Origin of the sequence: Brasilonema octagenarum UFV-OR1, from assembly GCF_963888615.1 — a bacterium.
GTDB lineage: Bacteria > Cyanobacteriota > Cyanobacteriia > Cyanobacteriales > Nostocaceae > Brasilonema > Brasilonema sennae.
In genome coordinates this window covers 1-25,406 of the sequence record NZ_CAWPKW010000055.1, presented here as the reverse complement: position 1 = coordinate 25,406, position 25,406 = coordinate 1, and the positions used below count along the sequence as shown (strand labels likewise).

Annotated in this window: 23 protein-coding genes; 11 read left to right on the top strand and 12 right to left on the bottom strand. The window is 42.3% G+C overall.

Annotated elements, in window-relative coordinates:
- The first annotated feature begins 24 nt into the window (after nt 1–24).
- A complete protein-coding gene (gene bchH, locus AC5590_RS04110) occupies nt 25–3,786 on the top strand; it encodes a magnesium chelatase subunit H (RefSeq protein WP_169263134.1) in 3,762 nt (1,253 codons plus the stop codon).
- A 176-nt stretch (nt 3,787–3,962) separates the two neighbouring features.
- Here the strand turns inward: bchH and AC5590_RS04105 are convergent, their stop codons facing one another.
- The 10 genes from AC5590_RS04105 to AC5590_RS04060 form a co-directional block, all read right to left on the bottom strand.
- Nucleotides 3,963–5,273 (bottom strand): serine/threonine-protein kinase, encoded by a 1,311-nt coding sequence (locus AC5590_RS04105; RefSeq protein ID WP_169263133.1) that lies wholly within the window; start codon nt 5,271–5,273, stop codon nt 3,963–3,965.
- Between the two features lie 185 nt (nt 5,274–5,458).
- Nucleotides 5,459–6,505, bottom strand: a complete 1,047-nt coding sequence (locus tag AC5590_RS04100; protein WP_169263132.1) for a serine/threonine protein kinase — start codon at nt 6,503–6,505, stop codon at nt 5,459–5,461.
- A gap of 97 nt (nt 6,506–6,602) precedes the next feature.
- A complete protein-coding gene (locus AC5590_RS04095; RefSeq protein WP_169263131.1) occupies nt 6,603–6,938 on the bottom strand; it encodes a XisI protein in 336 nt (111 codons plus the stop codon).
- On the bottom strand, nt 6,926–7,342 hold the full coding sequence (locus AC5590_RS04090) for a XisH family protein (RefSeq protein WP_169263130.1): 417 nt from the start codon (nt 7,340–7,342) through the stop codon (nt 6,926–6,928). Before AC5590_RS04090 ends, AC5590_RS04095 begins: the two co-directional genes overlap by 13 nt.
- 31 nt (nt 7,343–7,373) lie before the next feature.
- Nucleotides 7,374–8,123, bottom strand: coding sequence for a DevA family ABC transporter ATP-binding protein (locus AC5590_RS04085; RefSeq protein ID WP_169263129.1), 750 nt, complete (start codon nt 8,121–8,123; stop codon nt 7,374–7,376).
- Nucleotides 8,124–8,161: 38 nt separating this feature from the next.
- Entirely contained in the window at nt 8,162–8,992 is an 831-nt protein-coding gene (locus AC5590_RS04080) for a class I SAM-dependent methyltransferase (protein WP_169263128.1), read from the bottom strand.
- Between the two features lie 169 nt (nt 8,993–9,161).
- Nucleotides 9,162–10,328, bottom strand: a complete 1,167-nt coding sequence (devC, locus tag AC5590_RS04075) for an ABC transporter permease DevC (RefSeq protein WP_169263127.1) — start codon at nt 10,326–10,328, stop codon at nt 9,162–9,164.
- Between the two features lie 20 nt (nt 10,329–10,348).
- Complete coding sequence (locus AC5590_RS04070) at nt 10,349–10,714, bottom strand: DUF2834 domain-containing protein (protein ID WP_169263126.1); 366 nt, start codon at nt 10,712–10,714, stop codon at nt 10,349–10,351.
- A 284-nt stretch (nt 10,715–10,998) separates the two neighbouring features.
- Complete coding sequence (locus AC5590_RS04065; RefSeq protein WP_169263125.1) at nt 10,999–12,285, bottom strand: ABC exporter membrane fusion protein; 1,287 nt, start codon at nt 12,283–12,285, stop codon at nt 10,999–11,001.
- A gap of 42 nt (nt 12,286–12,327) precedes the next feature.
- A complete protein-coding gene (locus AC5590_RS04060) occupies nt 12,328–12,894 on the bottom strand; it encodes a TetR/AcrR family transcriptional regulator (RefSeq protein ID WP_169263124.1) in 567 nt (188 codons plus the stop codon).
- A gap of 311 nt (nt 12,895–13,205) precedes the next feature.
- Here AC5590_RS04060 and AC5590_RS04055 point away from each other — a divergent pair, with 311 nt between their 5' ends.
- From AC5590_RS04055 to AC5590_RS04015, 9 genes are all read left to right on the top strand, one after another.
- Nucleotides 13,206–14,177 (top strand): hypothetical protein, encoded by a 972-nt coding sequence (locus AC5590_RS04055; protein WP_169263123.1) that lies wholly within the window; start codon nt 13,206–13,208, stop codon nt 14,175–14,177.
- Nucleotides 14,178–14,321: 144 nt separating this feature from the next.
- Complete coding sequence (locus AC5590_RS04050) at nt 14,322–15,110, top strand: TspO-related membrane protein (protein ID WP_169263122.1); 789 nt, start codon at nt 14,322–14,324, stop codon at nt 15,108–15,110.
- A gap of 319 nt (nt 15,111–15,429) precedes the next feature.
- Nucleotides 15,430–17,187: a hypothetical protein gene (locus tag AC5590_RS04045; RefSeq protein ID WP_169263121.1), complete on the top strand. Its 1,758-nt coding sequence runs from the start codon at nt 15,430–15,432 to the stop codon at nt 17,185–17,187.
- Nucleotides 17,188–17,376: 189 nt separating this feature from the next.
- Complete coding sequence (locus AC5590_RS04040; protein ID WP_246162610.1) at nt 17,377–17,730, top strand: hypothetical protein; 354 nt, start codon at nt 17,377–17,379, stop codon at nt 17,728–17,730.
- 289 nt (nt 17,731–18,019) lie between these two features.
- A complete protein-coding gene (locus AC5590_RS04035; RefSeq protein ID WP_169263120.1) occupies nt 18,020–18,244 on the top strand; it encodes a hypothetical protein in 225 nt (74 codons plus the stop codon).
- Between the two features lie 376 nt (nt 18,245–18,620).
- Nucleotides 18,621–18,845 (top strand): hypothetical protein, encoded by a 225-nt coding sequence (locus AC5590_RS04030; protein WP_211178252.1) that lies wholly within the window; start codon nt 18,621–18,623, stop codon nt 18,843–18,845.
- 146 nt (nt 18,846–18,991) lie between these two features.
- Nucleotides 18,992–19,273 carry a circadian clock KaiB family protein gene (locus AC5590_RS04025; protein ID WP_169263119.1) on the top strand — a complete coding sequence of 94 codons (282 nt, stop codon included), beginning with the start codon at nt 18,992–18,994 and terminating at the stop codon, nt 19,271–19,273.
- Between the two features lie 64 nt (nt 19,274–19,337).
- Nucleotides 19,338–20,831: a circadian clock protein KaiC gene (kaiC, locus tag AC5590_RS04020; RefSeq protein ID WP_169263118.1), complete on the top strand. Its 1,494-nt coding sequence runs from the start codon at nt 19,338–19,340 to the stop codon at nt 20,829–20,831.
- A gap of 223 nt (nt 20,832–21,054) precedes the next feature.
- Nucleotides 21,055–23,022, top strand: coding sequence for an ATP-binding protein (locus AC5590_RS04015; protein WP_348982675.1), 1,968 nt, complete (start codon nt 21,055–21,057; stop codon nt 23,020–23,022).
- 114 nt (nt 23,023–23,136) lie between these two features.
- On the opposite strand, the gene AC5590_RS04010 is transcribed toward AC5590_RS04015, so the two are convergent.
- Entirely contained in the window at nt 23,137–23,403 is a 267-nt protein-coding gene (locus AC5590_RS04010; RefSeq protein WP_211178251.1) for a hypothetical protein, read from the bottom strand.
- 147 nt (nt 23,404–23,550) lie between these two features.
- Nucleotides 23,551–23,901, bottom strand: coding sequence for a hypothetical protein (locus tag AC5590_RS04005; protein ID WP_169263117.1), 351 nt, complete (start codon nt 23,899–23,901; stop codon nt 23,551–23,553).
- Nucleotides 23,902–24,207: 306 nt separating this feature from the next.
- Here AC5590_RS04005 and AC5590_RS04000 point away from each other — a divergent pair, with 306 nt between their 5' ends.
- Nucleotides 24,208–25,146, top strand: coding sequence for a DMT family transporter (locus AC5590_RS04000; RefSeq protein WP_169263116.1), 939 nt, complete (start codon nt 24,208–24,210; stop codon nt 25,144–25,146).
- Nucleotides 25,147–25,406: the final 260 nt, after the last annotated feature.

Below are 25,406 nucleotides of genomic sequence, written 5' to 3'. Positions count from 1 at the left end.
TAATTAAGCTTTTAATCTCAAGACATGAAACGTATCGTCTTAATTGCTGGGTTTGAATCATTCAACGCCGACTTGTATCGGAAGGCAGCTTTTTTGGCGACTTCTCGTGTCAGTGAGTTGGATATTTGTGTGTTTAGCGATCGCGACATCACCACCAAACGAACTGAGGTGGAAGCAGCACTAAAAGATGCTGATGTGTTTTTTGGCAGTTTGCTGTTTGACTATGATCAGGTGTTGTGGTTGCGCGATCGCATCTCCCATATCCCCATCCGCCTCGTGTTCGAGTCAGCTTTGGAATTGCTGAGTTTAACCAAGTTGGGCGCTTTCGCCATTGGCGATAAACCCAAAGGAATGCCCAAACCAGTTAAATTCATCTTGGATAAATTCAGCAACGGACGAGAGGAAGATAAACTCGCGGGTTATATTAGCTTTTTAAAAGTAGGACCAAAACTATTGAAATATGTGCCAGTGCAAAAAGTGCAAGACTTACGCAACTGGCTGATTATATATGGTTACTGGAATGCTGGTGGACCAGAAAACGTTGCTGCTTTATTCTGGACATTGGCAGAAAAATATTTAAGTCTGAAGGTAGGCGAAATTCCCCCACCAGTCGAAACCCCGAATATGGGGCTGTTGCATCCCGACTATCAAGGATTTTTTGAATCACCACGGGCATACCTGGAATGGTATCAAAAATTTTGTAGAGAACGCCACATCGCTCAACGCGGGAAACCCGCGCACGCGAGTGGGTCCGTTGCATCCGAAAGTTCAACAAACCCAACGCCGCACGTCAAGACAAAACCCGTTGTAGGAATTCTCCTCTATCGCAAACACGTTATCACTAAACAACCTTACATACCCCAACTCATTCGTCATTTTGAAGAAGCTGGTTTGATACCATTACCCATCTTTATTAATGGTGTAGAAGGTCATGTCGCAGTACGTGATTGGATGACAACCAACTACGAAACCCAGCAAAGACAATTAGGAAATGTAGAAATTGCCTCCCTTTCTCCAGAAGCAGTCAAGGTTGACGCCATTGTCTCTACCATTGGCTTTCCTCTTGTCGGTGGTCCGGCTGGTTCAATGGAAGCAGGAAGACAAGTTGATCTTGCAAAACGCATCCTTACTGCTAAGAACATACCATACATTGTCGCCGCACCATTGCTGATTCAAGATATTTACTCTTGGACACGCCAGGGTATCGGAGGATTGCAAAGTGTTGTTTTATATGCTTTACCAGAATTGGATGGGGCGATCGACACCGTTCCCCTTGGTGGTTTGGTGGGAGAAGAAATTTATCTGGTTCCCGAACGGGTGCAGCGGTTAATTGGGAGAGTGAAAAATTGGGTTGGTTTGCGGCAAAAACCTGTCTCTGAAAGGAAGATTGCAATTATTTTGTATGGGTTCCCGCCTGGTTATGGTGCTGTGGGAACAGCTGCGTTGTTAAATGTACCAAGAAGTTTACTGAAGTTTCTTCAAGCATTGAAAGACGAGGGATATACAGTTGGGGATTTGCCAGAAGATGGAGAAGAGTTGATTCGCCAAGTTAAAGAAGCGGATGAACTTTCAGCCGAAGATAAGCAAGATGAGGAAAATATTGTTCCCTCATCAGTTAATGTCCGTACCTTGGAAAAATGGCTGGGATATCTCCGCACATCCAGGATTGAGAAACAATGGAAATCTCTGACGGGTACTGGAATTAAGACTTATGGCGATGAATTTCATATTGGTGGTGTTCAGTTAGGGAATGTTTGGATAGGTGTACAACCACCTTTGGGATTACAAGGTGATCCAATGCGGTTGATGTTTGAGAGGGATTTAACTCCTCATCCGCAGTACGCTGCTTTTTATAAATGGTTGCAAAATGAGTTTGACGCTGATGCTGTGGTTCATTTTGGAATGCACGGGACTGTAGAATGGTTGCCTGGTTCTCCTTTGGGGAATACGGGTTATTCTTGGTCTGATATTTTGTTGGGAGATTTGCCTAATCTATATATATATGCGGCGAATAATCCTTCGGAGTCTATGTTGGCAAAGCGTCGCGGTTATGGGGTGTTGATTTCTCACAATGTCCCGCCTTATGGGCGTGCGGGTTTGTATAAGGAGTTGGTGACGTTGCGGGATTTGATTGCGGAGTATCGAGAGGATCCGCAGAAGAATTATGTGCTTAAGGAAGCGATTTGTAAGAAGATTGTGGATACTGGTTTGGATGCTGATTGTCCGTTTGAGGATGCGAAGCGGTTGGGGATTGGGTTTACGCCTGAGAATATTCGGATGTTTAGTGGTCATGCTTTTGATGATTATCTGGTGAAGTTGTACGAGTATTTGCAGGTTTTGGAGAATCGTCTGTTTTCTTCTGGGTTGCATGTTTTGGGGGAAAAGCCAAGTGAGGAGGAGTTGGCGGGGTATTTGGAGGCTTATTTTGGAAACGAACCGCAAAGACGCGAAGGACACGAAGAAGAAAGAAAAGAAGAGGAGAGGTTGATTCGTGAGTTGTTGATGCAGACGACTGATGAGTTGACGAATCTGGTGCGGGGTTTGAATGGGGAGTATATTCCGCCTGCGCCTGGTGGTGATTTGTTGCGGGATGGTGCGGGTGTTTTGCCTACGGGGAGAAATATTCATGCTTTAGATCCTTATCGTATGCCTTCGCCTGCGGCGTTTGCACGGGGACGGGAAATTGGTCAAAAGATTATTGCGCAGCATCTGGAAGAGAATGGGACGTATCCGGAGACTGTGGCGGTGATGTTATGGGGTTTGGATGCGATTAAGACTAAGGGGGAATCTCTTGGTATTCTTTTGGAGTTGGTTGGTGCGGAAGCTGTGAAGGAGGGGACGGGGCGAATTGTTCGTTATGAGTTGAAGCCTTTGGCTGAGGTGGGACATCCCCGGATTGATGTGTTGGCGAATTTGTCGGGGATTTTCCGGGATAGTTTTGTGAATGTTATTGAGTTGCTGGATGATTTGTTTGGGCGGGCGGCTGAGGCTGATGAACCGGAAGACCAGAATTTTATTAGGAAACATGCTTTGGCTTTGAAGGCGCAAGGGGTGGAGAATGTTTCGGCGAGGTTGTTTTCTAATCCTGCGGGTGATTTTGGTTCTTTGGTGAATGACCGAGTGGTTGATAGTAATTGGGAATCTGGCGATGAGTTGGGGGATACTTGGCAAGGTCGCAATGTGTTTAGTTATGGTAGGCAAGATAAAGGTCAAGCAAGACCAGAAGTACTGACTCAACTTTTGCAAACAAGCGATCGCATTGTCCAAGAAATTGATTCTGTGGAATACGGTTTGACTGATATTCAAGAATATTATGCCAATACCGGTGGTTTGAAGAAAGCGGCGGAAAAACAACGCGGTAAGAAAGTAACAACTAGTTTTGTGGAAAGTTTCTCGAAGGATACGACTCCCCGAAATTTGGATGATTTGTTACGGATGGAGTATCGCAGCAAGTTGCTGAATCCCAAATGGGCGGAAGCGATGGCGAATCAGGGTTCGGGTGGTGCTTATGAGATTTCTCAACGCATGACGGCGTTGATTGGTTGGGGCGGTACTGCGGATTTTACTGATAATTGGGTATATGACCAAGCTGCTGATACTTATGCTTTAGATGCAGAGATGGCGGAGAAATTGCAGAAGGCGAATCCGGAAGCTTTCCGTAATCTTGTGGGGAGGATGTTAGAAGCGCATGGGCGCGGTTTTTGGGAGGCTGGTGAGGATAAGTTGCAGAAGTTACGCGAGTTGTATGAGTTGACGGATGAGGAATTGGAAGGGGTGACGGTTTAGACGGGTAGCGTGGGTTTATATCTTCGCTAACTGTTATAACCCTCAGTTTGCCAGCATCGTACTACAAGCACAACAAGAAGACTGATGTTTGACCTAGTACTTGGTATCGCAAAGCTATAAGCTGCAAGACTCCGTGAGAAATAGCTTATTTATAATCTTGCAATTTTCTGTAAGGTCTATATGTTACACTTGACAAGTTTGGACGTGAGAGAAGAAAACCACAATCCTCCCCACCGCCCTACACTAAAAACCATCCAACAGGATGGAAGAAGCCCCCGTGGGGCATTCAGGGAGAAGTCCCGTTCATCATAATTTACCCAAAAACCATTCTTTCGCCAACCAACGCGATCGCCCAACTTACACTCTGTTTCATAATCCACCTTAGCGCCGCACTCCTGCCAAATGCGCTTTTGTACGCTAAAGCCAAAGTGTCTGCCACTGTATGCTACCCAAAGTTGGTCAATAGTGCGTAAGTCAGTGCAGGGAAAGTTGCCAATATCTTTCACATCTAGCCAGCCTTGCTTTTCTCTACCAGCTACTTTCAGCATCAGTCTAGCAGTTTCCTCATCCGCTTCTCGCCACTTCTTGTCTATGAGTAAATTTTCTAGGTTAGAGTAATCTGGTCCCTGCTTGCGAGAAGGGGTTGGTTGTAGGGTGCTTTCAAACAATAAGTTCAGCCACTCGTGCATCGTCTGAGGGCGGTCTTTTGCTTCTAACGCCATGCCTTGCAGAATTACCTGATTAACACCCTTGCTGAGACTGGGGACAAGTTTTTTTGGTGGTACTAATTCCTCGTCATCAAAGCGGTCAAAGGAATTGGTGGGGCGTTGCCCAGTTACAGCATAATACAGGGACGCAGCCAAACAATACACATCCACTGTTGGCTGACGAATACCTTTACGGACTAATTCATAAGGCGCAAATGTCTTGTTACCAAAAGACCTGGAAAGTGTACTAGGTGGAGACATATCCCCAGCAATACCAAAATCAATTAGCACCGCCTTACCAGAGTTAGGAAATGCTGCCTCAAAACTGAGCATAATATTGGGAGGGGTGACATCGAGATGAAAGATACTTTTTTTATGCACTTCCACCAAGGCTACTCCTATTTGTCGGATGTATTTAACAGCTTGAGTTTCTGGTAATGCCCCTCGACTTTGTACAAACTGCCACAAACTCTCGCCTGGTATATATTGCATCACCAGACAAGAACGACCATCTTCCTCAAAGAAGTCGAAGACTTGCACAATATGGGGGTGGGAGTCTGCACAACATTCTACCAGCATCTGTGCTTCTTTTTTAAAGCGTTGAAGATACTTGGGATAGTCTGGATCGTTTTGGACACTGAAATTTGGTGTTTTGATGACGACTCGGCGATTAAGCTGAGTATGTCTTGCTTGGTAGGTAACAGCAAAGCCGCCGCCGCCCAAGTGTTTTTCTATCTTGTATTTGCCGTTGTGTATGAGTTGCCCCTCGCCCCAGAACATAACCAAAAGTTTGTTGTTAACTATTATTTATTTTGACACGCCTTTTGCGGATGTGGCATGTGCTACAGTTTGCCATAAGTACTTCCAACTACGCAATATATCAGGGTACATCCGCAAGCATTGGCGCTTTGGCGATTTCCTATCTTTTGGTATCAGTTAGTATCAGTCATAAAAGCAAAATTTTATCACTTTTTCTGCGGGAGACTGAGAGATGGTGTGGTGTCTTGTGTTGTCGAATTGGTGGGTGTAGCTGATGGTTTTGGAAACAATTTATCCCGCAAATTTATAGTGGCGTCTAATCCTGATATTATTCCTGCCAATAACCCCAACACAGTCAAAATCCCTATTATCCGTGCCCACAGAGGTTTTATCCAAAGTAGTTTCGGGAGAGAAAAACCTCTTGTTTGCAACCCCAATTCCTTTAACCAGTCCTCTACCGTCTGGGGACGTTGTTCTGGTTCTAGTTCCATTCCTTGGATTATGGCATTGTTGATGCGATCGCTAATTTTATTGTTCAATTCTTTGGGTTCAGCTAATCTTTTATTTTGGTCTTTCCTGTCTATCGCACTAACTGGCTGATCTCCTGTCAATAACACATATAAAGTTGCAGCAAGAGAATAAATATCCGTCCAAGCACCGCGTCGCGCCTGCTGTCTGGTGGAGTTGGAGTACAGTTCTATCGGTGTAAATCCGTCAACTCTAGCACCGCGACTTGTCAACGGACTGTCAAATCCTCTTGCTAAGTCAAAGTCTATCAAAACAGCTTGATACGTACCCGCCCGCACCATGATATTTTCTGGTTTGATATCCCGATGTAAGAATCCTTGTTTATGAACTTCGATAAGTGCTTGTCCAATTTGCTGAATGTAACCCAAAGCTTCTTTTTCTGGGAAAAATCCTCGGGTTCTGATAATGTTCGCTAAATTATCTCCTTGAATATACTCCATGACTATGCATGGTAAGTCCCCTTCCTTGAAGGACTCTATCATAAGGACAATATTGGGATGTTGACATCTTGCGAGTTTAGGGGCTTCATCTAGAAACCCTGATTCTAAGTAATTACGGTCTTCTAGAGGAAGTTGATTGAGTAAATCGGGATTTAGTGTTTTAATAACAGTTTCTTTTCCATCCCTATTTGTGGCAAGATAAGTAATGCCAATCCGTCCCCTTCCTAACTCTCGTTTTATTTCGTACTTATCGCGGTGTAATTTCTGTCCTGGTGCCCACGTCATTAGTTAATAGTTACAAAAGTTTGAACTTATTTTGGCACAGATATCCAGGAACCAGAAATTTGTCAATTTTGGAAAAACCTAACCTTCAACCGTAACCTCAAGCAACTGCATATCCTGTATGGGGACGAACATTAGCTGGATGAAATCCCAACACAATCCTATCTTTGGGAATTCCTGCAGCTACTAATTCATAGGTAACGCCATCTTCTGTATCGTCCCGTTGCACCCAAACCTTACCATCAATAATATCAATATGGACTAAACAACCGTGAATCCGCTTAACACCATCCCATCCTAAGGTAATGAGTAAATAGCTATCATTTTCACTATCGAAGACTGTTTTACACTGAATGTCTCCGTGCGAGTAAGGAATCTCTGTATATGGAACTAATACATCTTTAATAATAGGTCGATAAGTATCTAAGGTATCCATTGCACAATCGTCTCACTGTCAGGATTGAACACAAGGAGATAGAGATTTGCTGTCTCTATCAAAAGTTTACCAATTGGTTCCTCGAACAAAGCTGTAAATACATTGTCGCGCACCGCTAAATACAATGTCCTTTCAGGTTCAAGACGCCCAATAACAGCCCGGTACATGACAAATCCGCCAATAGCATCTTTTAAGTCTTGCATTTCTGAGGGACTCACAAAACTTTTAATTTCCACAGCTATCTTTTTATTTCCCTGTTCTGCAGCTAGCAGTTGTTGTGCTCCTAAATCCACATACATATCTTTCTGCCCCCATTTTAAATGCAAAGGGTCGTCTGTAATTGTCCAGCTGTCTTTAAGCAAAGCATTTTTGACAGCATCATGATAGATATCTCTTGCTGGCATATCAAAATTCATTTAAATGGACATTAACTTTTTAACCCACTTTCGCTGCAGCATCTACGCCATCGCTGATAAGATGACCATCTTCCATATAAATAATGCGATCGGCTATATCAAGAATGCGGTTATCGTGAGTCACTAGCAAAATTGTACAGCCTTGTTCTTTCGCTAACTTCTGCATCAATTCCACGACATCACGCCCAGATTTTTTATCGAGTGCTGCTGTGGGTTCATCTGCTAGAACTATTTTTGGTTGACTGATGAGGGCGCGGGCGATCGCCACTCTTTGCTTTTGTCCACCCGATAAACTGTCTGGATAGTAATCTGCACGATTTCCCAAACCCACACTCTCCAACATGCTAATAGCTTTAGCGTCCATATCCTGATTTAAAAACTCGTCATGCAACTCTAACGACATCCGCACATTTTCCTTAGCTGTTAGAAATGTCATGAGGTTATGCGCTTGGAAAATATAACCAATTTGACGGCGAACGTCCCGCAGCTGCTTCTTACTCGCACTACACATTTCTTGTCCTAGAATTTTCAAACTTCCTTCTTGGGCAGAACGTAGTCCTCCCATAAGAGTTAACAAAGTTGTTTTTCCTGAACCGGAAGGTCCAGTCATAATGATAATATCCCCAGAGTAAATATCTAAGTTGATATCAAATAATGCTTGTTTGCGAAGCGTACTTTCACCAAAGTAATGATTCAGATTTTGGGCAGAGATAACGGGTTCAGTTGTTACTATATGCATCGGGTTATGAGAAGAAGTTATTTTTTTCATAGTCTTATTTTTCTAGGTTATTATTATTGACTAACTACCTAAGATGTGCGTAAAAATTCATCAGAAAATCTCAACCTGCCAACAAGCGCAGGTGGAATTTGAGTAAAGTTAGACCAACTGTAAAAGCAACTATTAGAAGAATGTTCAGCCCCAAAAGCAGGTTCTTCCAAACCATCAAGTACAAACCCAACACAGAATGCTGCACCTAACAGAACGTGCAATGGTCGATGAAAGTACAATTGCGGTTTTGGTTGATTTTCAATTGCTAATCCTTTTGTGGTGCTGGGTTGTAAGTATCCAGACACTTTGACTGAGTATTCCTTCACCAGTTGACCTTCGCAATCTTTAACTTCTGCAGCCATACTGGTATGTGTACTATTGAAGCAAGGATGCATGACGGCAAAGACAAAGCAGCCTCCAGGACGCAACAACTTTGTGAGTGCCCGTAGGAGAGGGTCAATTTCTGCCATGTCCATGAGTACCATTGCAGATACAGCAGCATCAAAGGAACCTTCCCCCAGCCCAAGTAAAGCTGTCTCATCTGTGGCGTCGAGGACGTGATACTCAATTGATGTCTCATGCTGTTGAGTTCTTTTGCGGGCACAAGTAATCATCTGTTCGGCAAAATCTATTCCGACGACATGTGCACCCAAGCTAGCTAATCTGCGAGTTGTTAGCCCAGTTCCACAGCCTATGTCTAAAATGCGGCTACCTGGTTTTATCTCCAGCAGTCTCTCCATTGCAGGACGAATCAGCAGTTGATGAAAGTCGTTTCCGTCATCACCCATGCGGGCGTCCCACACACTAGCGTTGGTATTCCACGCATCACGAGTTTCATTGTTCCATGCATTTGTTGAGTCATTTGCCATTGATATACTCCCAGGACATTTGTGTGATCACTTATATCAAATCCGTTTATATCACAATTTATTTCTCCTTCCTCTTTCTCTGCGTACTCTGCGTCCACCGCGAACTTTGCGGGAGGAACATCCACACGGCAAATTCGCTCTCTGCGGTTTTTTAATCATTTATTACTCACTAAAATACATCTGCAGGATCTGCAGATTGTAACTTCCTCATTGCAACTGCCCCAGAAAAAGTACACATGACTATCGTTATGATAAACACAGTAATTGCACGAGTTAGTGTCATAGCAATAGGTAGCAAAGTTGCTGCATAAGTGACCTGGTAAAGTGCGATCGCAATCAAAAATCCAGGCACATAACCCAATGCTGCCAAAAGTAATGCTTCTTGAAACAAAACACCCAAAAGATAGCCGTCACTATATCCCATTGCCTTCAACGTGGCATACTCTGGTAAATGGTCGGAAACATCACTGTAAAGAATCTGGTACACAATCACGATTCCTACAATAAACCCCACAATCACACCCAGTCCAAAAATAAATCCAATCGTTCCTTGGCTTTCCCAGTAGTACTTTTCTACCCCTGCAAAACCTTCTAGTGTTAAAACTCGTACATCTGGTGATAATTCTTTAGCAAGCTGTTTTTCAACTTGAGTCGGATTAAAACCAGGTTTAAGCTTAATCAAACCGACTTCTATCTGATTGGGTTGACGTTCGGGAAACAATTTCAAAAATGTTGAATCACTCGTGATCACATTACCATCAGCAGCAAATGAACTACCAATAGTAAACAATCCGGTGACTTGAACATTCTGGCGATTGAGTTCTACTTCTAGGGTTCCATGCTTTTGTACAGCATCAGCAACAGCCCCATACTCCGGACGTCCAGCACGATCAAATAATACTGTATTCAAGAGTTGTAACTGTGTTGCATTTTGCTTCACCTCTGGCAAATTCAAGCCTGGGGCTTCTGGATCAATTCCCCAAATCAAAATGGCGCGGTTAATCCGAGTTTCTGGATTTTTCCATTGTCCCAAACTGATGTAAACAGAACTCACCGACTGAACGCCTTCATGACTCAATGCTTGATAAAGTCGTTCACGAGAAAAGCTTTTGACTGAAAAAAGGGTTTGGAGTTGAGGATTTGTCATTACCAAATCTGCCTCAAGTAAGCTATGAGGCTTTGTCGCACTGTCAAAGAGTGCATCTTGAAACCCCATTTGCAGAAATATCAGCATATCTGCAAAGGCAATACCTGCCACTGCTACTGCTAGACGAGTTTTTTCTTTCATCACTTGTCGCAATGCTAGCGGCGTTCTACGAAGCCATTTACCAAACATTTTAAAAAACTCCTTAAGGCTTAGATTCCCGACAACTTCTTCAAGAAATCGGGAATCTTGTTATTCACTGTTGTTTCTTCAAGCTTGCGTTGTCTCATTAACAGAAATAAAGGTAGTCCCAGCGAAACACCAACAAGCAAATTACTCGCAATATAAATCCACAGATTTTTCATTCCCACACGTGAACCTTCCCAATAGACAAATACCCACAAAACTAATGATGAGACAATTAAATCCATACCAAAAAATGCAGAAATTCGGTTAACAAAAAGTTGCTCTAAGAAGAGGTTTATATCCAGTCCATTTTCTATAAGAAAGGGAACAAATTGTGAGTAAGGTAAAATAGTACCTACAATGCAAAGAATTAAGTATATAGTTTTCAGCATTTTCACACCCTCTTTGGTTGGTTTAAAAAATCATGTCATTCATCAGCGATAGAACGCTTGCAAAGTCAATTTTGAAGTAAGCCATTAAAAAACGAATTTTTTCTCTGTTTCTTTTGACACCGTTTAAGTACGTGAGTCTCAAAGCTGTAATTGTCAAAGTCGCCCAGGGATAAGTTCTCCTGAGAATCCAAATGCGGGAAGTTTTGCAAAGCATTTTGTAGAAATCTCCTTCTTTCCATACCAACCTATAACGAACATCCGTTATATTTACTGCTAAATAAAATTTACAGTTCAATTTGTGTCTGAACTTGTAAGTTAGTTAAACCTGCAACTCGCTTGCTATCTTCTGGTGTGAGGCGAACCTTCACTTCAATAACTCGCTTATCTAGATTTTCTCCAGGCTGGTTGCTGAAAACTTTTTGTTGATTAACTTGCAAGCCAACCAGCGAAACAACTCCCCGCAGTTCTCCGTTAAAAGCTTGACTTGTGACAATAGCTTTTTGTCCGGTTTTCACTTTACCAATATCAGATTGATAAACTTCTGCGACAGCAACCATTTGGTTCGTTTGCGCTAAATCCAGAATGCCAGAGTCACTCATCTTTTCTCCAACTCGCGTATGGATTTTGAGTATCTGTCCTGCTGTTGGTGCTTTGATGTAAGCTTGTTTCAACTCAGTTTGGGCGCGTTTGACAGCTGCGACAGCATTATCAACTTCCGCTTGCGCCGCTTGCACATCCACGGGACGAACTTCAACAATCTTATTCAGGGTGGCGTCAGCTTCCCTAATTTGCTTGACACCAGTCGCGTTAATTCTTTGCAGCGCGACTTTCGCTTCACGAACTTGTTTGCTACCAGTGGCGTTGATTCTGTTGAGAATTGCTTTCGCTTCGTTCAGTTGTTGTTGTGCGGTTTCAAAACTCAGGCGTTTGCTATCAAATGAGGAACTAGAAATTGCTCCTTGTTCATATAACTGCTGATAACGCCTATACTCAGCTTGAGCATTGTTGAATTCCGCTTGAATTTTCCGAATTGCTGCCTCTTGCGCTATTCTGTCACCTTCCCACTGCGCTTGTAGTCGAGCAATGGTTTCCTCTTGAAAAATTATATCACCTTGTAACTGCACTTGCAAGCGCTCAACAGTTGCTTTTTGAGCAACGATTTCTCCAGATTTCGCGCCTGCTTTTACCTGTGCGAGTTTTGTTTGAGCTACTTTAACCTGTTCTTGTGCTTGTCTAAGGGAATCTTGCAGTTTCTCTCGTGAATCGAGAATTGCTATCACTTGTCCGGCTTTGACTTGTTGACTTTCTTTGACGAGTAGTTGAGTGATGCGATCGCCATCCAACGCCAAAGGTGCAGACAGTTTAATCACCTCAGCTTCTGGTTCGAGTCGTCCTAATGCTGTCACTTTTTTTACTTGAGGAGCCGTTTCCACAGGTGCGGGTTTTTGACTCACCATCCCATACTGAGAAATGCCATAAGAAATAATTCCACCCGTGATGACAGTTCCAGCAACTATTAGCCCAATTAACCATCGGTTTGTTGGTTTAGAGAATTCTTTAAAAGTCGTCATATCCTTCCTCCGCAATTCATCGTTATAAGTTTTATCCGACAGTTATTTTTCTAAATATGCTGTTAGCATCTTGCTTAATAAAGAAAATTGTTCAGTAAAAGAAACCGCTTTATTATCCATCAAGCGTTCAAAGATTAAGCCATCAATCAGACTCAATAGAAACCAAGTCAGTGCGGGATCTTGAATGCCCAAAATATCATAAACTGCCTTTTCATATCGCTCTGTTGCACGTTTCAACGCAACACTATCCTGCATATCCTTTGAGTCTTGATGCTGACAAAAATCAACCTGTAAATAAATCCACTTAATATAATAGTCTTCGTTTTTAGCTAAAAATTTACCTAAAGCTTCTAGCCGTTCTTGTAAAGTTTGTATTCCTTCCAATTCAGCCTTCGCCATCAACACATCTTGCTCACATATATCTTCCACTAATTGCTCAAATAACACCTGTTTACTAGGGAAGTAGTGATATAGCGTTCCAGTAGAAACACTTAAGCCCTCAGCAATTTGGCGCATGGTAATTGCTGAGTAGCCTTTCTGGGCAAATAAATCAAAGCACTTACTGAGGAGTTCCTTGCGGTATTGGTCATGGTCAACAATCTTTGGCATTTTTTCACATATTTTAGATCGAACATTCGTTATTTATAATAATCTATCATTGCTTCTGGCTTGTCAAGCTTTAGACTTGAGGAAGAATGCAGAGTCTCCCCAGGAAAAGGGACAAACTCGTTTTAGCTAGCATAAGTGGGTAGATTGGAGCCAAATTTATGACTTTGGTAATAGTTAGAGCGTGACTTTTGTCTCATTTGGGTGGCATTTCTAACTTTTAATATAAGAACATTGAGTACAGACCAATTCCAATCTCACAGAATCCAGATTTCGCGATCCATAAAACTAGTCAATCAAAATCAGTTATTGTAATGAATAATTCAAAAGTTCGCATTTCTAGAGACATTGCTGCGGATGTTTTTGCGCTTGCTGCCGAATCGTATACAAAAGAAAGTCAGGATTATTCCTTAGAAGAACTGATACAGGCTGGGGCAGAAGTAGAAATTCCCCCAGAGTTTATTGTACGAGCTGTACAGCAAATTAAAGCAAAGCAAATCCAAGCTCGCGAACGACAACAAAAATTAAAGTTAATTTTCATTAGTGGTAGTGCAGGAGCTGCACTGATGCTTTTCGGTGTTTTGGTTTACAACATGATCACGAGTCAATTTACACACACTCGGCGTTCCCCAGAACATCGTTTCCACGCTGCTCGCTTTTCGACAGATGAAGATCCAAATCGATTTCCACCACAGCACTTCCGACATCACAGGCATAACAGACAACACATAACAAATGTAACAGGAGAAGTGCAACAGTATCTTTTTAATCCAGAAGGACAGGCAGATGGACTGTTACTCAACAATGGGTTACAGGTGAAATTTCCTCCTTTTATGGGAGATAGTTTGATGGCGACAGTTTCCCCAGGAACTCAAATCACTGTTTCAGGAACTTCTGGTTTTCCCAGCCGTTTTGGTCAGGAAATTAGAGCAAGAAGCATCACCAATCCTCAAACAGGACAGACTTTAATGCCACAAACTTCTCCAATACTCCCTCAACCGCCCAACTCTGGCAACTATGGTAATGTATCTGTAGAAGGAAGTGCTCAAAACTGGTTGGTGGGATACCGAGGAAATATTAATGGTGTTGTCCTTTCTAATGGGGCTGTTGTCAGGTTTCCACGCTCTGCAAGCCATCAACTAGACAGCATCGCGAATGTAGGAGACAAAGTCCAAGCGGAGGGATTTGGGACTCGTAATGATTCTGGCCAGACTGTAGAAGCGACAACACTAACGATAAATGGGCAATCTGTGCCTTTGGAACCACAAAATCGATACTTAAGATAAAAGTCTCCAAAAATTAACCACAGTTTCATCAGGGTTCGGGACTCATTTTTGGAGATATTTTTTGCCTCATGAAACAATCACGCTGCACAGATTACGAAGCACAATAGAAATAAGTTGTCATATATAAATGGTGCCATCTGACCTATGCAGCAGTTTAACAAGAGCGAACATCAAGATTTTCTGCGACAGCTTGCTACCCTGGCTGCGATCGTTGGCGCTTTTGTAGTTAACGTTTTGTCGAACATCTTTCCGTTAAATGGACTTAGTATCGGGGAAATTTCTAATACTCTGTTCAAGAACGTATTAATTATTCCCGCTAATTACGCCTTTGCAATTTGGGGATTGATTTATCTTGGTCTGTTTGCTTTCGGAATCTACCAAGTTCTACCAAACCAGAGACATGATTTTGATTTACGTAAAACAGGTTACTTGCTAGTGGTTGCTTGCTTTGCTCAAATTATCTGGGTTTATCTGTTCCTTTCCCGGCTTTTTTCACTTTCGGTTGTAGCTATGCTGGGAATTTTACTGCCTCTGATTGTTATATATATAAGATTAGGAATTGGGACAAATTCTGTATCTCGTATCAAGAAGTGGTGCGTCCACTTTCCTATCAGTATTTATTTAGCGTGGATTAGTGTTGCCACCATCGTGAATGTGGCTTGTGCGCTGTCTTTTGTGGGCTGGAACGGCTGGGGTATTTCTGCTGAAATCTGGACAGTTATTATGTTGCTAATTGCAGCAGCACTTGCTATATTCATAGCTGTTCAGCGCCGAGACGTGGCTTATACAGGAGTGGTGGTTTGGGCAATGGTAGCGATTGCTCTCAAACAGTGGAACAATCCTACTTTGAGAATACTGGCTTTGGCATGTGCAGCTGTTCTTGTGTTACTAATTGTTGTAAAAAATTCCCGTACTCAGCTTTTGAACGGTTGAATAGTGTCATCAGGATGAGCAAATTGCTAATCTAGAAGTCCGGTATTTTCGCTTTCAATATCTTTGACACGAAAGATTGAAGTAAGTGTCAGCGCCGGCTAAAAAGCGCGATGGTGCGGAGCAGCCGCCTGAGCGCAAAGCGCACGCTCCGCGAACGGCGATCGCCCCAACAAAGCAGTCATCACATTGCCAATTATTAGATATGATGATCAGCACGTAGTCCAATATTCACGTAGCTAGGGGAGTGTCAATTGGGTACTATTGGGGAGTTTAATTGTGCTTTTGCTAAAACACTTCTTGAAACGATAAGAAACAGATAATGCTAGTCTCACGTCTGCATAGATTTTTTACTGCTCCGATAGACAAATTATCTGCTTCTGAACACTTGAGAACCTCTACATCAGTTATATTTTGGTTTGGTCTGAGCCTATCGTTTGCATTTTTTTATGGTATTTTAGGGCTTCTGAAAGCTTTCAAAAATGAATACGTTGTCCAGGATGATGCGCGGGAGTATGTGTTTTGGATGCAGCGGTTTATAGATCCAGAACTACTGCCTCATGATTTGATTGCAGATTACTTTAAATCCATCACACCGCCTGGATTTGCTACTGTTTACCAGTTGATGGCAAGTCTAAATATTAATCCACTTTTACTCAGTAAAATTTTACCAATCGTATTGAGCTTAATTGCCACCGCCTACTGTTTTGGCGTTTGCCTCCAGATTTTTCCAGTGCCCATGGCTGGATTTATCGCTACATTCCTCCTAAATCAAAGTCTTTGGTTCCAGGATGACTTGGTTTCTGCCACACCTAGATCTTTTGTATATCCATTGTTTTTAGCATTCTTGTACTATATGCTACGTACATCTTGGCTAGCCGTGTGCGTAACACTCGTTCTGCAAGGGCTTATTTATCCTGTATTTATATTTATTTCAGAAGGAATTTTGTTCCTACGGTTATGGAACTGGAAGTATTGCTCACCCCGGCTTCAGCAGAAGCACAGTAGCTTATTGTTGTGTGTAGCTGCTTTGGGGCTAGGCTTTCTCGCAATCTTGCCTTATGCCTTAGTTTCCTCTGAGTTTAGTCCAGTTGTCACCGCTACACAAGCCAGAGCAATGCCAGAGTTCTGGCCGGGAGGACGACATCCTTTTTTTGACGACAACTCTTGGAGGTTTTGGCTAATTGGACAACATAGTGGTATTCTGCCGCCGTTATTACCTCCTTTGATTTGGGTTGGGTTGTTGTTGCCAATAGTGCTGCAAAATGTGTCTTGCTTCCCATTGGTTAAGCAAGTCAAAAGCGAGGTTGCAGTTTTATCTCAAATCGTGTTGGTATCCTTATGTCTATTTTTTGCATCTCATGCTTTGCTACTAAAACTATTTTTTCCTAGCCGATATATAAGTCATACTTTGCGAATTGTCATGGCGCTTGCTGCTGGAATAATGTTAACCCTAATACTGGATGCACTCTTTCGGGCTTGTGAGAAAATGACAGAATCCAGTCTCCCAAGAAAAAGATTCTGGATACTCGTATTAATGGTAACATTAGGAGCAACGCTCGTACTATACCCTAATTTTTCAAATAGCTTTCCAAAAACGAATTATAGAGTGTCTAACGAGTCTGGTTTGTATAAATTTTTTCAGAGGCAACCGAAAAACATTCTTATTGCTACCCTGTCTGATGAAGCTAATAATATCCCGACGTTTGCCCAACGATCTATTTTAGTCGGTAAAGAATACGCACTTCCTTTCCATCTAGGCTACTACCGTCAGATTCACCAACGAAGCATTGATTTGATTCATGCTCAGTACAGTGATAACTTATTAGCAGCACGACAGTTGATTCAGAAGTATGGGATAACTTTCTGGCTGTTGGATCGCGCAGCGTTTACACCTGATTATCTGAGCGGCAAAAGCTGGCTTAGAAGTTTTCAGCCAGCGTTTACAGAGGCTTTAACCAGCTTGGAACAGGGAACAGTTCCGGCACTTGTAATGCTAACAAAACGCTGTTCTGTGTTCGAGACTAAGAGTATGGTTGTGTTGGAAGCAGACTGTATTACTCATGCGCTACAGCAATAACTACCAATTCTTGTGATTGTCATACTGAATCACTGATTTGGCTGAAACACTCCCACAGACGCGCTTCGCGATCGCTCTCAATCTGTTCCCTGTTTCCTGTTAAGCGCGATGCACTGAGCTTGTCGAAGCGTTCCCTAGCTCAACTAGTAAATTCATAAACAAAACCGAATTCCTGATAAAATACCACTGATGAACCTAGAAGCCGGACAAATTATTCGGGTACGCTCCCGCCAGTATCTTGTAGAAGATGTCGTTCCTGGACTGTCTGTTGAGGAAGACACCTTAGTTCGTCTTTCGTGTCTGAACGACGATGCATTGGGAGAGTCCCTAGAAGTTCTCTGGGAACGGGAAATTGATGCTCAGTACATAGGTGCAACTAATTGGGATTTAGTCGCCAGCCGGGGTTTTGATGATGCACGGCTGTTTTCTGCGTATCTGCACACACTCCGTTGGAACTGCGTTACTTCTTGTGATCCAAAATTGTTTCAAGCACCTTACAGCGCTGGTATTGAAGTCAAGGCTTATCAGCTTGAGCCATTATAATTTATAATTATTGGGAGGCAGAGCCTCTTGTAGGGTATTCCCATGCGGAGCATAGGAACGAGAAATCTATAAATTTCTCTTTAGCTGACATAACATATTTGTTTGCTCTGTTTGGGCGTTCTATCTATAATATTATCTACCTTCTCAAGCTGTGCAACTTGACACGCCTAATTATCTGACGCTTATCTATATAATTTTAGAAGTTATGAATTGACACTTGACAAAACTTTCGTCAACATAAGAAATACAGTTGATTGCTTGCTGTACCTCTAGTAAACGGCGATACACCATGCCAGCCACTACTCCAGCCGAAGTGCGTTCGCACATAACGAATGCCCTGCAACTTGACTTAGTAGGACCAACACTCAATGATACCACCTACGCTCGCGAAGTCCTGACGCAGCCAGCTTCTAAGTGGTATCTCGCTGGCTTTCTGGTACCTTTTGGTGCACCGCCTGAAGTGCGTTCTGATGACACAAGCAATGATGAGATTGTCCAAATTACTGGAGTTTAGACTAAAGGCGATCGCTCAGAAAATAACACCTACAGAATTGTGAGTCAAAAAAAATACGCACAAGAGCGGAAATAGAAACTTTCCTGAAAAGAAAAAGTGGTCAGCCATATTGAACTGACCACCAGATGGTCAATGCTGATAAAAGGAAAAAAGTACCACATTGACCATGCCATTTGATAAGCTTAAACAATTCCGCACTAAAGCGTATACGATTCTAAGTAAAGCCAAAGATGCTTTATTTGACCTAATGGATGCAGTGTTAGTGACACGTAGTGTTTACTCGTTTGTGTAACTCTCCGTATCTCCAGTATTTTAACGACAGTGGTCTAGTATCTACGAGGCTTTAGAAGACGGCAATCCACCAAGAGAAGAATTGATGAAGTTGTATATAAAACAACTTTCCCAAACAGAACAAATCCTCTTAGCAGGAGATCATACGGCTTGGCCAAGACTTGATGCGGTGACATTAAAAGAGCGTACTTACGAACATCAAGCTCAACCAATGTCAGGGGCGAAGCCTGTGAGAGTGGGGCAAGGTTACAGCACCATCGCTATTGTTCCACAGAAACAGCTAGCTCAGCCGAAGGCGGCTAGCTTGTAGTTCATGGCTAATGCACAAATAACTCACTACCTCTAGACATTTAGAAATACCTCGTTAGTCTGAGCAAATCCTACATTATAAAAACTTATAATAACTTCGATAAAAAGTGAATACAAAAAGATCGCAAGTTATGACTTGACTGACAAATGAGTGATAAATATCTGCTCAAACTGTATATTACAGGATACACGCCCCGGTCCCAACGAGCGATATCCAATTTGATTCAGTTGTGCGAGTCACATCTGCGCAATAGACATGAGATAGTAATTATAGATGTACTGGAGCAACCCCAAGTTGCTGAAGCTGAGAAAATTTTAGTAACCCCAACTTTAATTAAGGAATTTCCCTTACCAAAGATACGAATTATTGGTGATCTATCAAATACACACACAGTATTGTTAGGGCTTAATATTCCCTATAAGCAGTAAAATACATTAAGAATACTAATCCCTGCTATTGGATTTTTTAATATAAAAGTTTAAATTTCACCAAATGAATCAAGAAAAAGAACAAGATTTGGTTGAGAAGCTGATCACTGGAATTCCTGGCTTTGACATATTATCTGAAGGTGGATTACCCAAGTCACGAGTCACATTAGTAGTTGGTACCGCAGGTAGTGGTAAGACTGTATTTGCATCTCAGTACCTTGCACAGGGAATTGAACGGGGCGAGAATGGGGTGTTTGTGACTTTTGAAGAAACTCCCCAGCGTATACGAAAAAATATGCGAGGCTTTGGCTGGGATATCCGCAAATGGGAAGAGGAAGGCAAATGGGCGTTTGTTGATGCTTCTCGCCAACCTGGAGAAAAGCCTTTGGTGAGTGGAGAATACGACTTTGATTCTCTTGTTGCTCGGATTAAGTATGCCATCAATCAGGTAGGTGCAGCACGAGTCTCAATGGATTGTCTGGGAGCAATGTTTACTTATTTACCTGATAAAGCTCAAGTTCGCAATGACTTATTCATGATTGGTTCAGTTTTGGAACAAATTGAAAGTACGGTTGTGGTGACATCTGAACGCAATCAAGACTACGGTGATATTAGCACTTACGGTGTTGAGGAGTTTGTCGCTGACAATGTGATTATTCTGCGGAATGTTATATTCCAGCAGAAGCGCCGACGAACTATAGAAATTCTTAAGTATAGAGGTAGTTCTCACAAGCAGGGAGAATTTCCTTTTTCAATTGTTGCTGACAGAGGGATTGTGATTCTTCCCCTGTCTAGAACAGAAACAACAGAAGAAAGCACAACTGATATCCGTATAACTTCTGGTGTTCCCGAATTGGATGGTATGTGTGACGGTGGTTTTTTTAAAAATTCTATTATTCTTGTGTCAGGAGCTACAGGTACAGGCAAAACTTTGGTATCAACTCAGTTTATTGCAGCGGGGGTTAATAATAACGAACGTTGCTTATTGTTTGCTTTTGAGGAAAACCGAGAACTGATTTTGAGAAATGCGCTGGGGTGGAGTGTTGACTTCCGACAAATGGAACGGGATGGGCAATTGAAATTTGTATGTCGCAATCCAGAGGCACATCCACTAGAGTATCACCTGATCAAAATGCAAGAAATGATTGAGGAATTTCAACCGCATCGGGTAGCAATTGATAGTCTCTCAGCATTGGAGTGGGTTTCTAGTACAGAAGAGTTTCGGCAATTTCTTGTTGGTCTAAATTCAATGATTCGAGAACGTAAAATGACAGCACTGTACACCTCCACAACTCCGATGAGTCTTGTTAGTAGTACCTCAACTTCCGAAAATCATATCTCTATCACTACTGATGTCATTATATTACTACGATATGTTGAAATTTATGGAGAAATTCGCAGAGGAATAGCAGTGATAAAAATGCGCGGATCACAGCACGATAAACAAATCCGAGAGTTTACAATTGATAATCGGGGCATGCACATCGGCAAACCATTTCGCAACATCACTGGCATTTTGATTGGTAATCCTATCTCTGGTTTTTACAAACCAAAATGAGTAAAACAGTTATCAGTTATCAGTTATCAGTTATCAGGTAGGAAACGGACAAAGTCCACCCCTTGTTCACTGTTCACTGTTAAGCGTTCCCTGGTGAATACCTCTTTTTCTTCTCTTTCTACAGGAAGAGTAGTAAACATAAGTCTTTGGGTGATATTGTGCGGCACCATTAGCGATTAATATTAAATTATATTAATCACCCGTTTACGAAAACCTGTTAAAAGTGGATAACAAATGTACTATATTATTTTTATTAAACTCGCCCCAATCTACAGAAAATATCCTCGCTGTGATGAATGGAGCTGGTTTTACAGTTGATTATAAGTGTGTAGCAACAAAAGTTGATTACCTTACTTATCTCAATTGTGGTTGCGATGCGATCGTTGCTGAAGACAGTTTAAAAGATTTAGACGCCTTGGAAGCATTGCAAGAAATGCACGCGCAGGGGTTGAACATTCCTTTTGTGATTATTAATGGTACGGATAGCGCATTTATTGCGGTAAGATGTATAAAGGCAGGAGCAACAGACTACCTATCCAAAGATGAACTGGCACGGCTTCCTGAAATTATAAAACAGGTTCTTGGGGAGAAAACACAATCGTCCCAATTGCATAAGGAAGATTTAAGACAAGAGCTGCAAGAACAGACAGCAGAACTAGGAAGACAAAAACAGCACTCCCAACAAGTGGAAGCAACACTGCAAAAGGTTGAGCTACAGTTACAAACGCTGATTACCAAAAATGCTGACGGTATAGTGGTTGTAGATCGAGGTGGTATTGTGCGTTTTATTAACCCAGCAGCACTAAATCTATTTGCCTGCAAGCAAGAAGAATTATTGGGTGAGTTATTTGGCTTTCCAGTTGTTGGTGGGGATAATACAGAGGTCGATATTTACCCATATAGATGTAACACAGAACGCACCGCAGCAAAGGATAGTCTCGAAAAAATTGCCCAAATGCGCGTGGTAGAAATTGAGTGGCAAGGAGAAGCTGCTTATCTTGTTTCTTTAAGAGATATCACTGAACGCAAGCGAGCGGAAGATGAGCGCAATAAACTTTTAGAAGAGGCTCAAGCAGCAAACCGCATAAAAGATGAGTTTCTTGCTGTTCTTTCTCATGAATTGCGAACACCTTTAAATCCAATACTCGGGTGGGTGAAACTTTTACGCAGTGGTAAGCTTAATGATAACAAGAAAGAGCAGGCACTGGAAACTATCGAGCGTAACGCGAGTTTACAGGTGCAACTGATCAATGACTTGCTAAGTGTATCTAAAATTTTGCGTGGGAAGCTAACTCTTAATCCAATTGCTGTTAACCTGCAAACTATAATTACCAAAGCTATAGAAAGTGTAGATCTTGCGGCTCAAGCTAAGTCAATTGAGATATTGACTGTATTTGATGCTAATCTGGGAGTAGTTTTTGGTGATTCCAAACGATTGCAGCAAGTCATGTGGAATCTCCTTTCTAACGCTGTGAAATTTACGCCATCAAATGGACAAGTCACCGTTCGATTAAAAAGGGTTGGCTTATACGCTCAAGTTCAAGTTATTGATACAGGCAAAGGTATAAAACCAGAATTTTTACCTTATATATTTGATTACTTCCGTCAACAAGATAGTGGTTATAACAGAAAATTTGGGGGTTTGGGTTTAGGGCTTTCTCTTGTGCGCCACTTAGTTGAATTACACGGCGGAACTATTGAAGCTGAAAGTCGTGGTGAGGGAAAGGGAGCAACTTTTACTGTTAGGCTTCCATTGATGCTGAATCCCTCCATAACTCAAGGTGAGACTCAAAAAGATGACAAGAGTCCAGATTTACATGGTGTGCGGGTACTGGTTGTGGATGATGAACCAGACAACCGCGATTTTTTGGCTTTTCTACTAGAAGCTTATGGGGCTTGTGTATCTGCAGCCGCCTCAGCACATGAAGCCCTTTCATCACTGGTTGAAGAACAGCCAGATTTGCTGGTGAGTGATATTAAAATGCCAGAAATGGATGGTTATATGCTGATTCGTCAAATCAGATCTTTGCCAGCTGAACGAGGAGGACAAATTCCGGCAATCGCCCTCACTGCTTACGCCGGGCAGACTCCTCAACAGCAAGCTAATGGTACTGGTTTTACGCTTCATTTTCCCAAGCCAATTGAACCAGTTCTTTTGGCGACAGCGATCGCAAATTTGGTTGAGAAGTAATACCATTTTGGATTTTAGATTTTAAATTCTCATACTCTGTTTCGTCTGTGTCTCGTCTCTCGTTCCCTTCTCGTTCTCTTCTCGTTCCCACGCAGAGCATGGGAACGAGAAACTCTATTTCTTTCTCTCTTGTAATTTTTGCACTTCCTCCTCCAAAATCCGGTAACGATTCTCCAAAGTGTTTTCCTGACTTTGCGGTTTTGTCTTCGCGACTTTATTAATTTCTCTTGATTCTTTGTCAAATATGGCATCTATCACAGATTCATGGTTGAGATACCACTGACGAATCACTTGTGCAATCACCTGTGAGTTAAGATTTTCTATCGCAGCAAGGTTTTTTTGCAGCGTTGGTAAATCGGCGATCGCCGAGTCATCAAACACATAATCTTGCTCTCTAAGGAGGGAACTAAGTGCAATACATGGTTGTAGAGACGTTCCATGGAACGTCTCTACATTGATCGCGGTGGTGTATATGATTTAAAAGATAACCCCTATAAACTTTCCAAACATTTTTCGAGAGCACAAAATTCACCAGTTCTGACTCAGTAAGACTTCAAATTCTGTTTTTAAAGCCTTAATATCCGCGACTCTTGCTACTAACAAGTTATTACTACCTGCATCCACAAGACGTGAGTTCCAATAACAGATACTCTCTGAATTCTTCATCCAAAACGAAATCACTGTATCCACTACTTCATCTATATTCCAGCCCCACTTTGGTGGCAATGGTTCTACAGATTTGATGATGGCATCAAGCGTACACTTATGAGTTCCCACATATTCCACAGCTTGATGCTGTGGTTTGTGTAAATTGTGCTGTTGATGACTAAAAAAATCTAAAACTGGAGAAACGCCTACAATGTCGAAAGTGTATTTCATTCTACTTCTCCAAATTATGACGTGAATTTTATTCAAACCAGAGTTGCTAAAAAGTTTAATGTCTTAAAAATCTCTTGAGTCTCACCATAAAAAACTTCTAATCCTCCTATCTTATAAATAACAAAATTCCAAAGACTAGCACTCTAGTCTTGAGAGTGCTAAGGTTTCTCTCCTAAAAGAGTTAGCAGTAAAATACGTTGAGTGCTAAAAGTTGTCCCAAGAAAATTAGCAGTGAAGTGCATTGAGTGCTAAAGTTTATAGAGGTCTTGATATGAAAATATTATAAAATTTATTTGTAAAAAACGGATGTTTGTTACTATTAATAATTATTTAATATTGTCTGTAACAAGTTTTCAGGGTGAAATTGCAGCTTTGTCTGCTGCCTGTTTGTGGGCGCTGGCATCAGTATTGTATGGGCGCTTGGGACAGCGTATCCCGCCATTGCAACTCAACTTGATCAAAGGGATAATTGCGATCGCCTTCCTCTTCCTCACCATCCTCATCCGTGGCGAATTGTTTCCTAGCATTCCACCCCTATCTGTGTGTCTCATCCACCTGAGTGGTTTTGTAGGCATTTGTTTAGGCGATACAGCTTTTTTGGCAGCCATAAATTTTATCGGCGCACGTCGTGTCTTACTGATTGGAACTCTTGCCCCACCGATAACGGCAATACTGGCGTTGATTTTTCTCCAAGAGCAGTTAAATGTGAGTGCTTGGTGCGGTATTTTGCTGACTGTTTTGGGTGTTGCTTGGGTTGTTACCGAAAGAGTCCCCAGTACAAGTGAGACTTCTTTAACATACCCGTGGCGGGGAATATGTTTTGCTTTGTTGGCGGCGATCGCAAATGCGACAGGGGGTGTCCTTTCGCGTGCAGCTTTGGCAAACACGAGTATCAGCCCCTTGTGGGCAGCCTTGTTGCGATTGACAGCAGCCGTGTTAATGCTTTTGATTTGGATACTTTGCCGCAAGCAACAAGTCAGCAGCGTTCAGTTAAAGATATTACAAGAACCTCGATTTCTTCTCGTGGCTATCTTAGCTTCCTTCTGTGGAACTTATTTAGGAATTTGGTTGCAACAGACAGCAATTAAACTTACACCTGCGGGAATATCCTTCACTTTGTTGCAGACGAGTCCATTATTTGTCATCCCCATTGCGATCGCTATGAAAGAGAAAGTCAGCGTCAGGGCGATCGCTGGTGTTATAGTTGCGATCGCAGGGATTGGATTGCTGTTTTACCTCAAGTAATGTTTCATATCATATCCGTTCGGATCAATACCTCACCCCACCCTCCGGGTACCCCTCTCCTTACTAAGGCTACCGTGTACACACAAGTCATCGAATTACCCAAAATTTTTAACCTCACCCTGCCCTGTCGGGCATCCCTCACGCCAGGTGCACCGTCCTTGGGAACCCCAACGCCCTTCGGGTATGCCTGCGGCACGCCAAGGGCGAACGCCAGTCGCCTCTGTCGGGAGAGCCGTCATTCGCGCTGGTCTCACCAGATA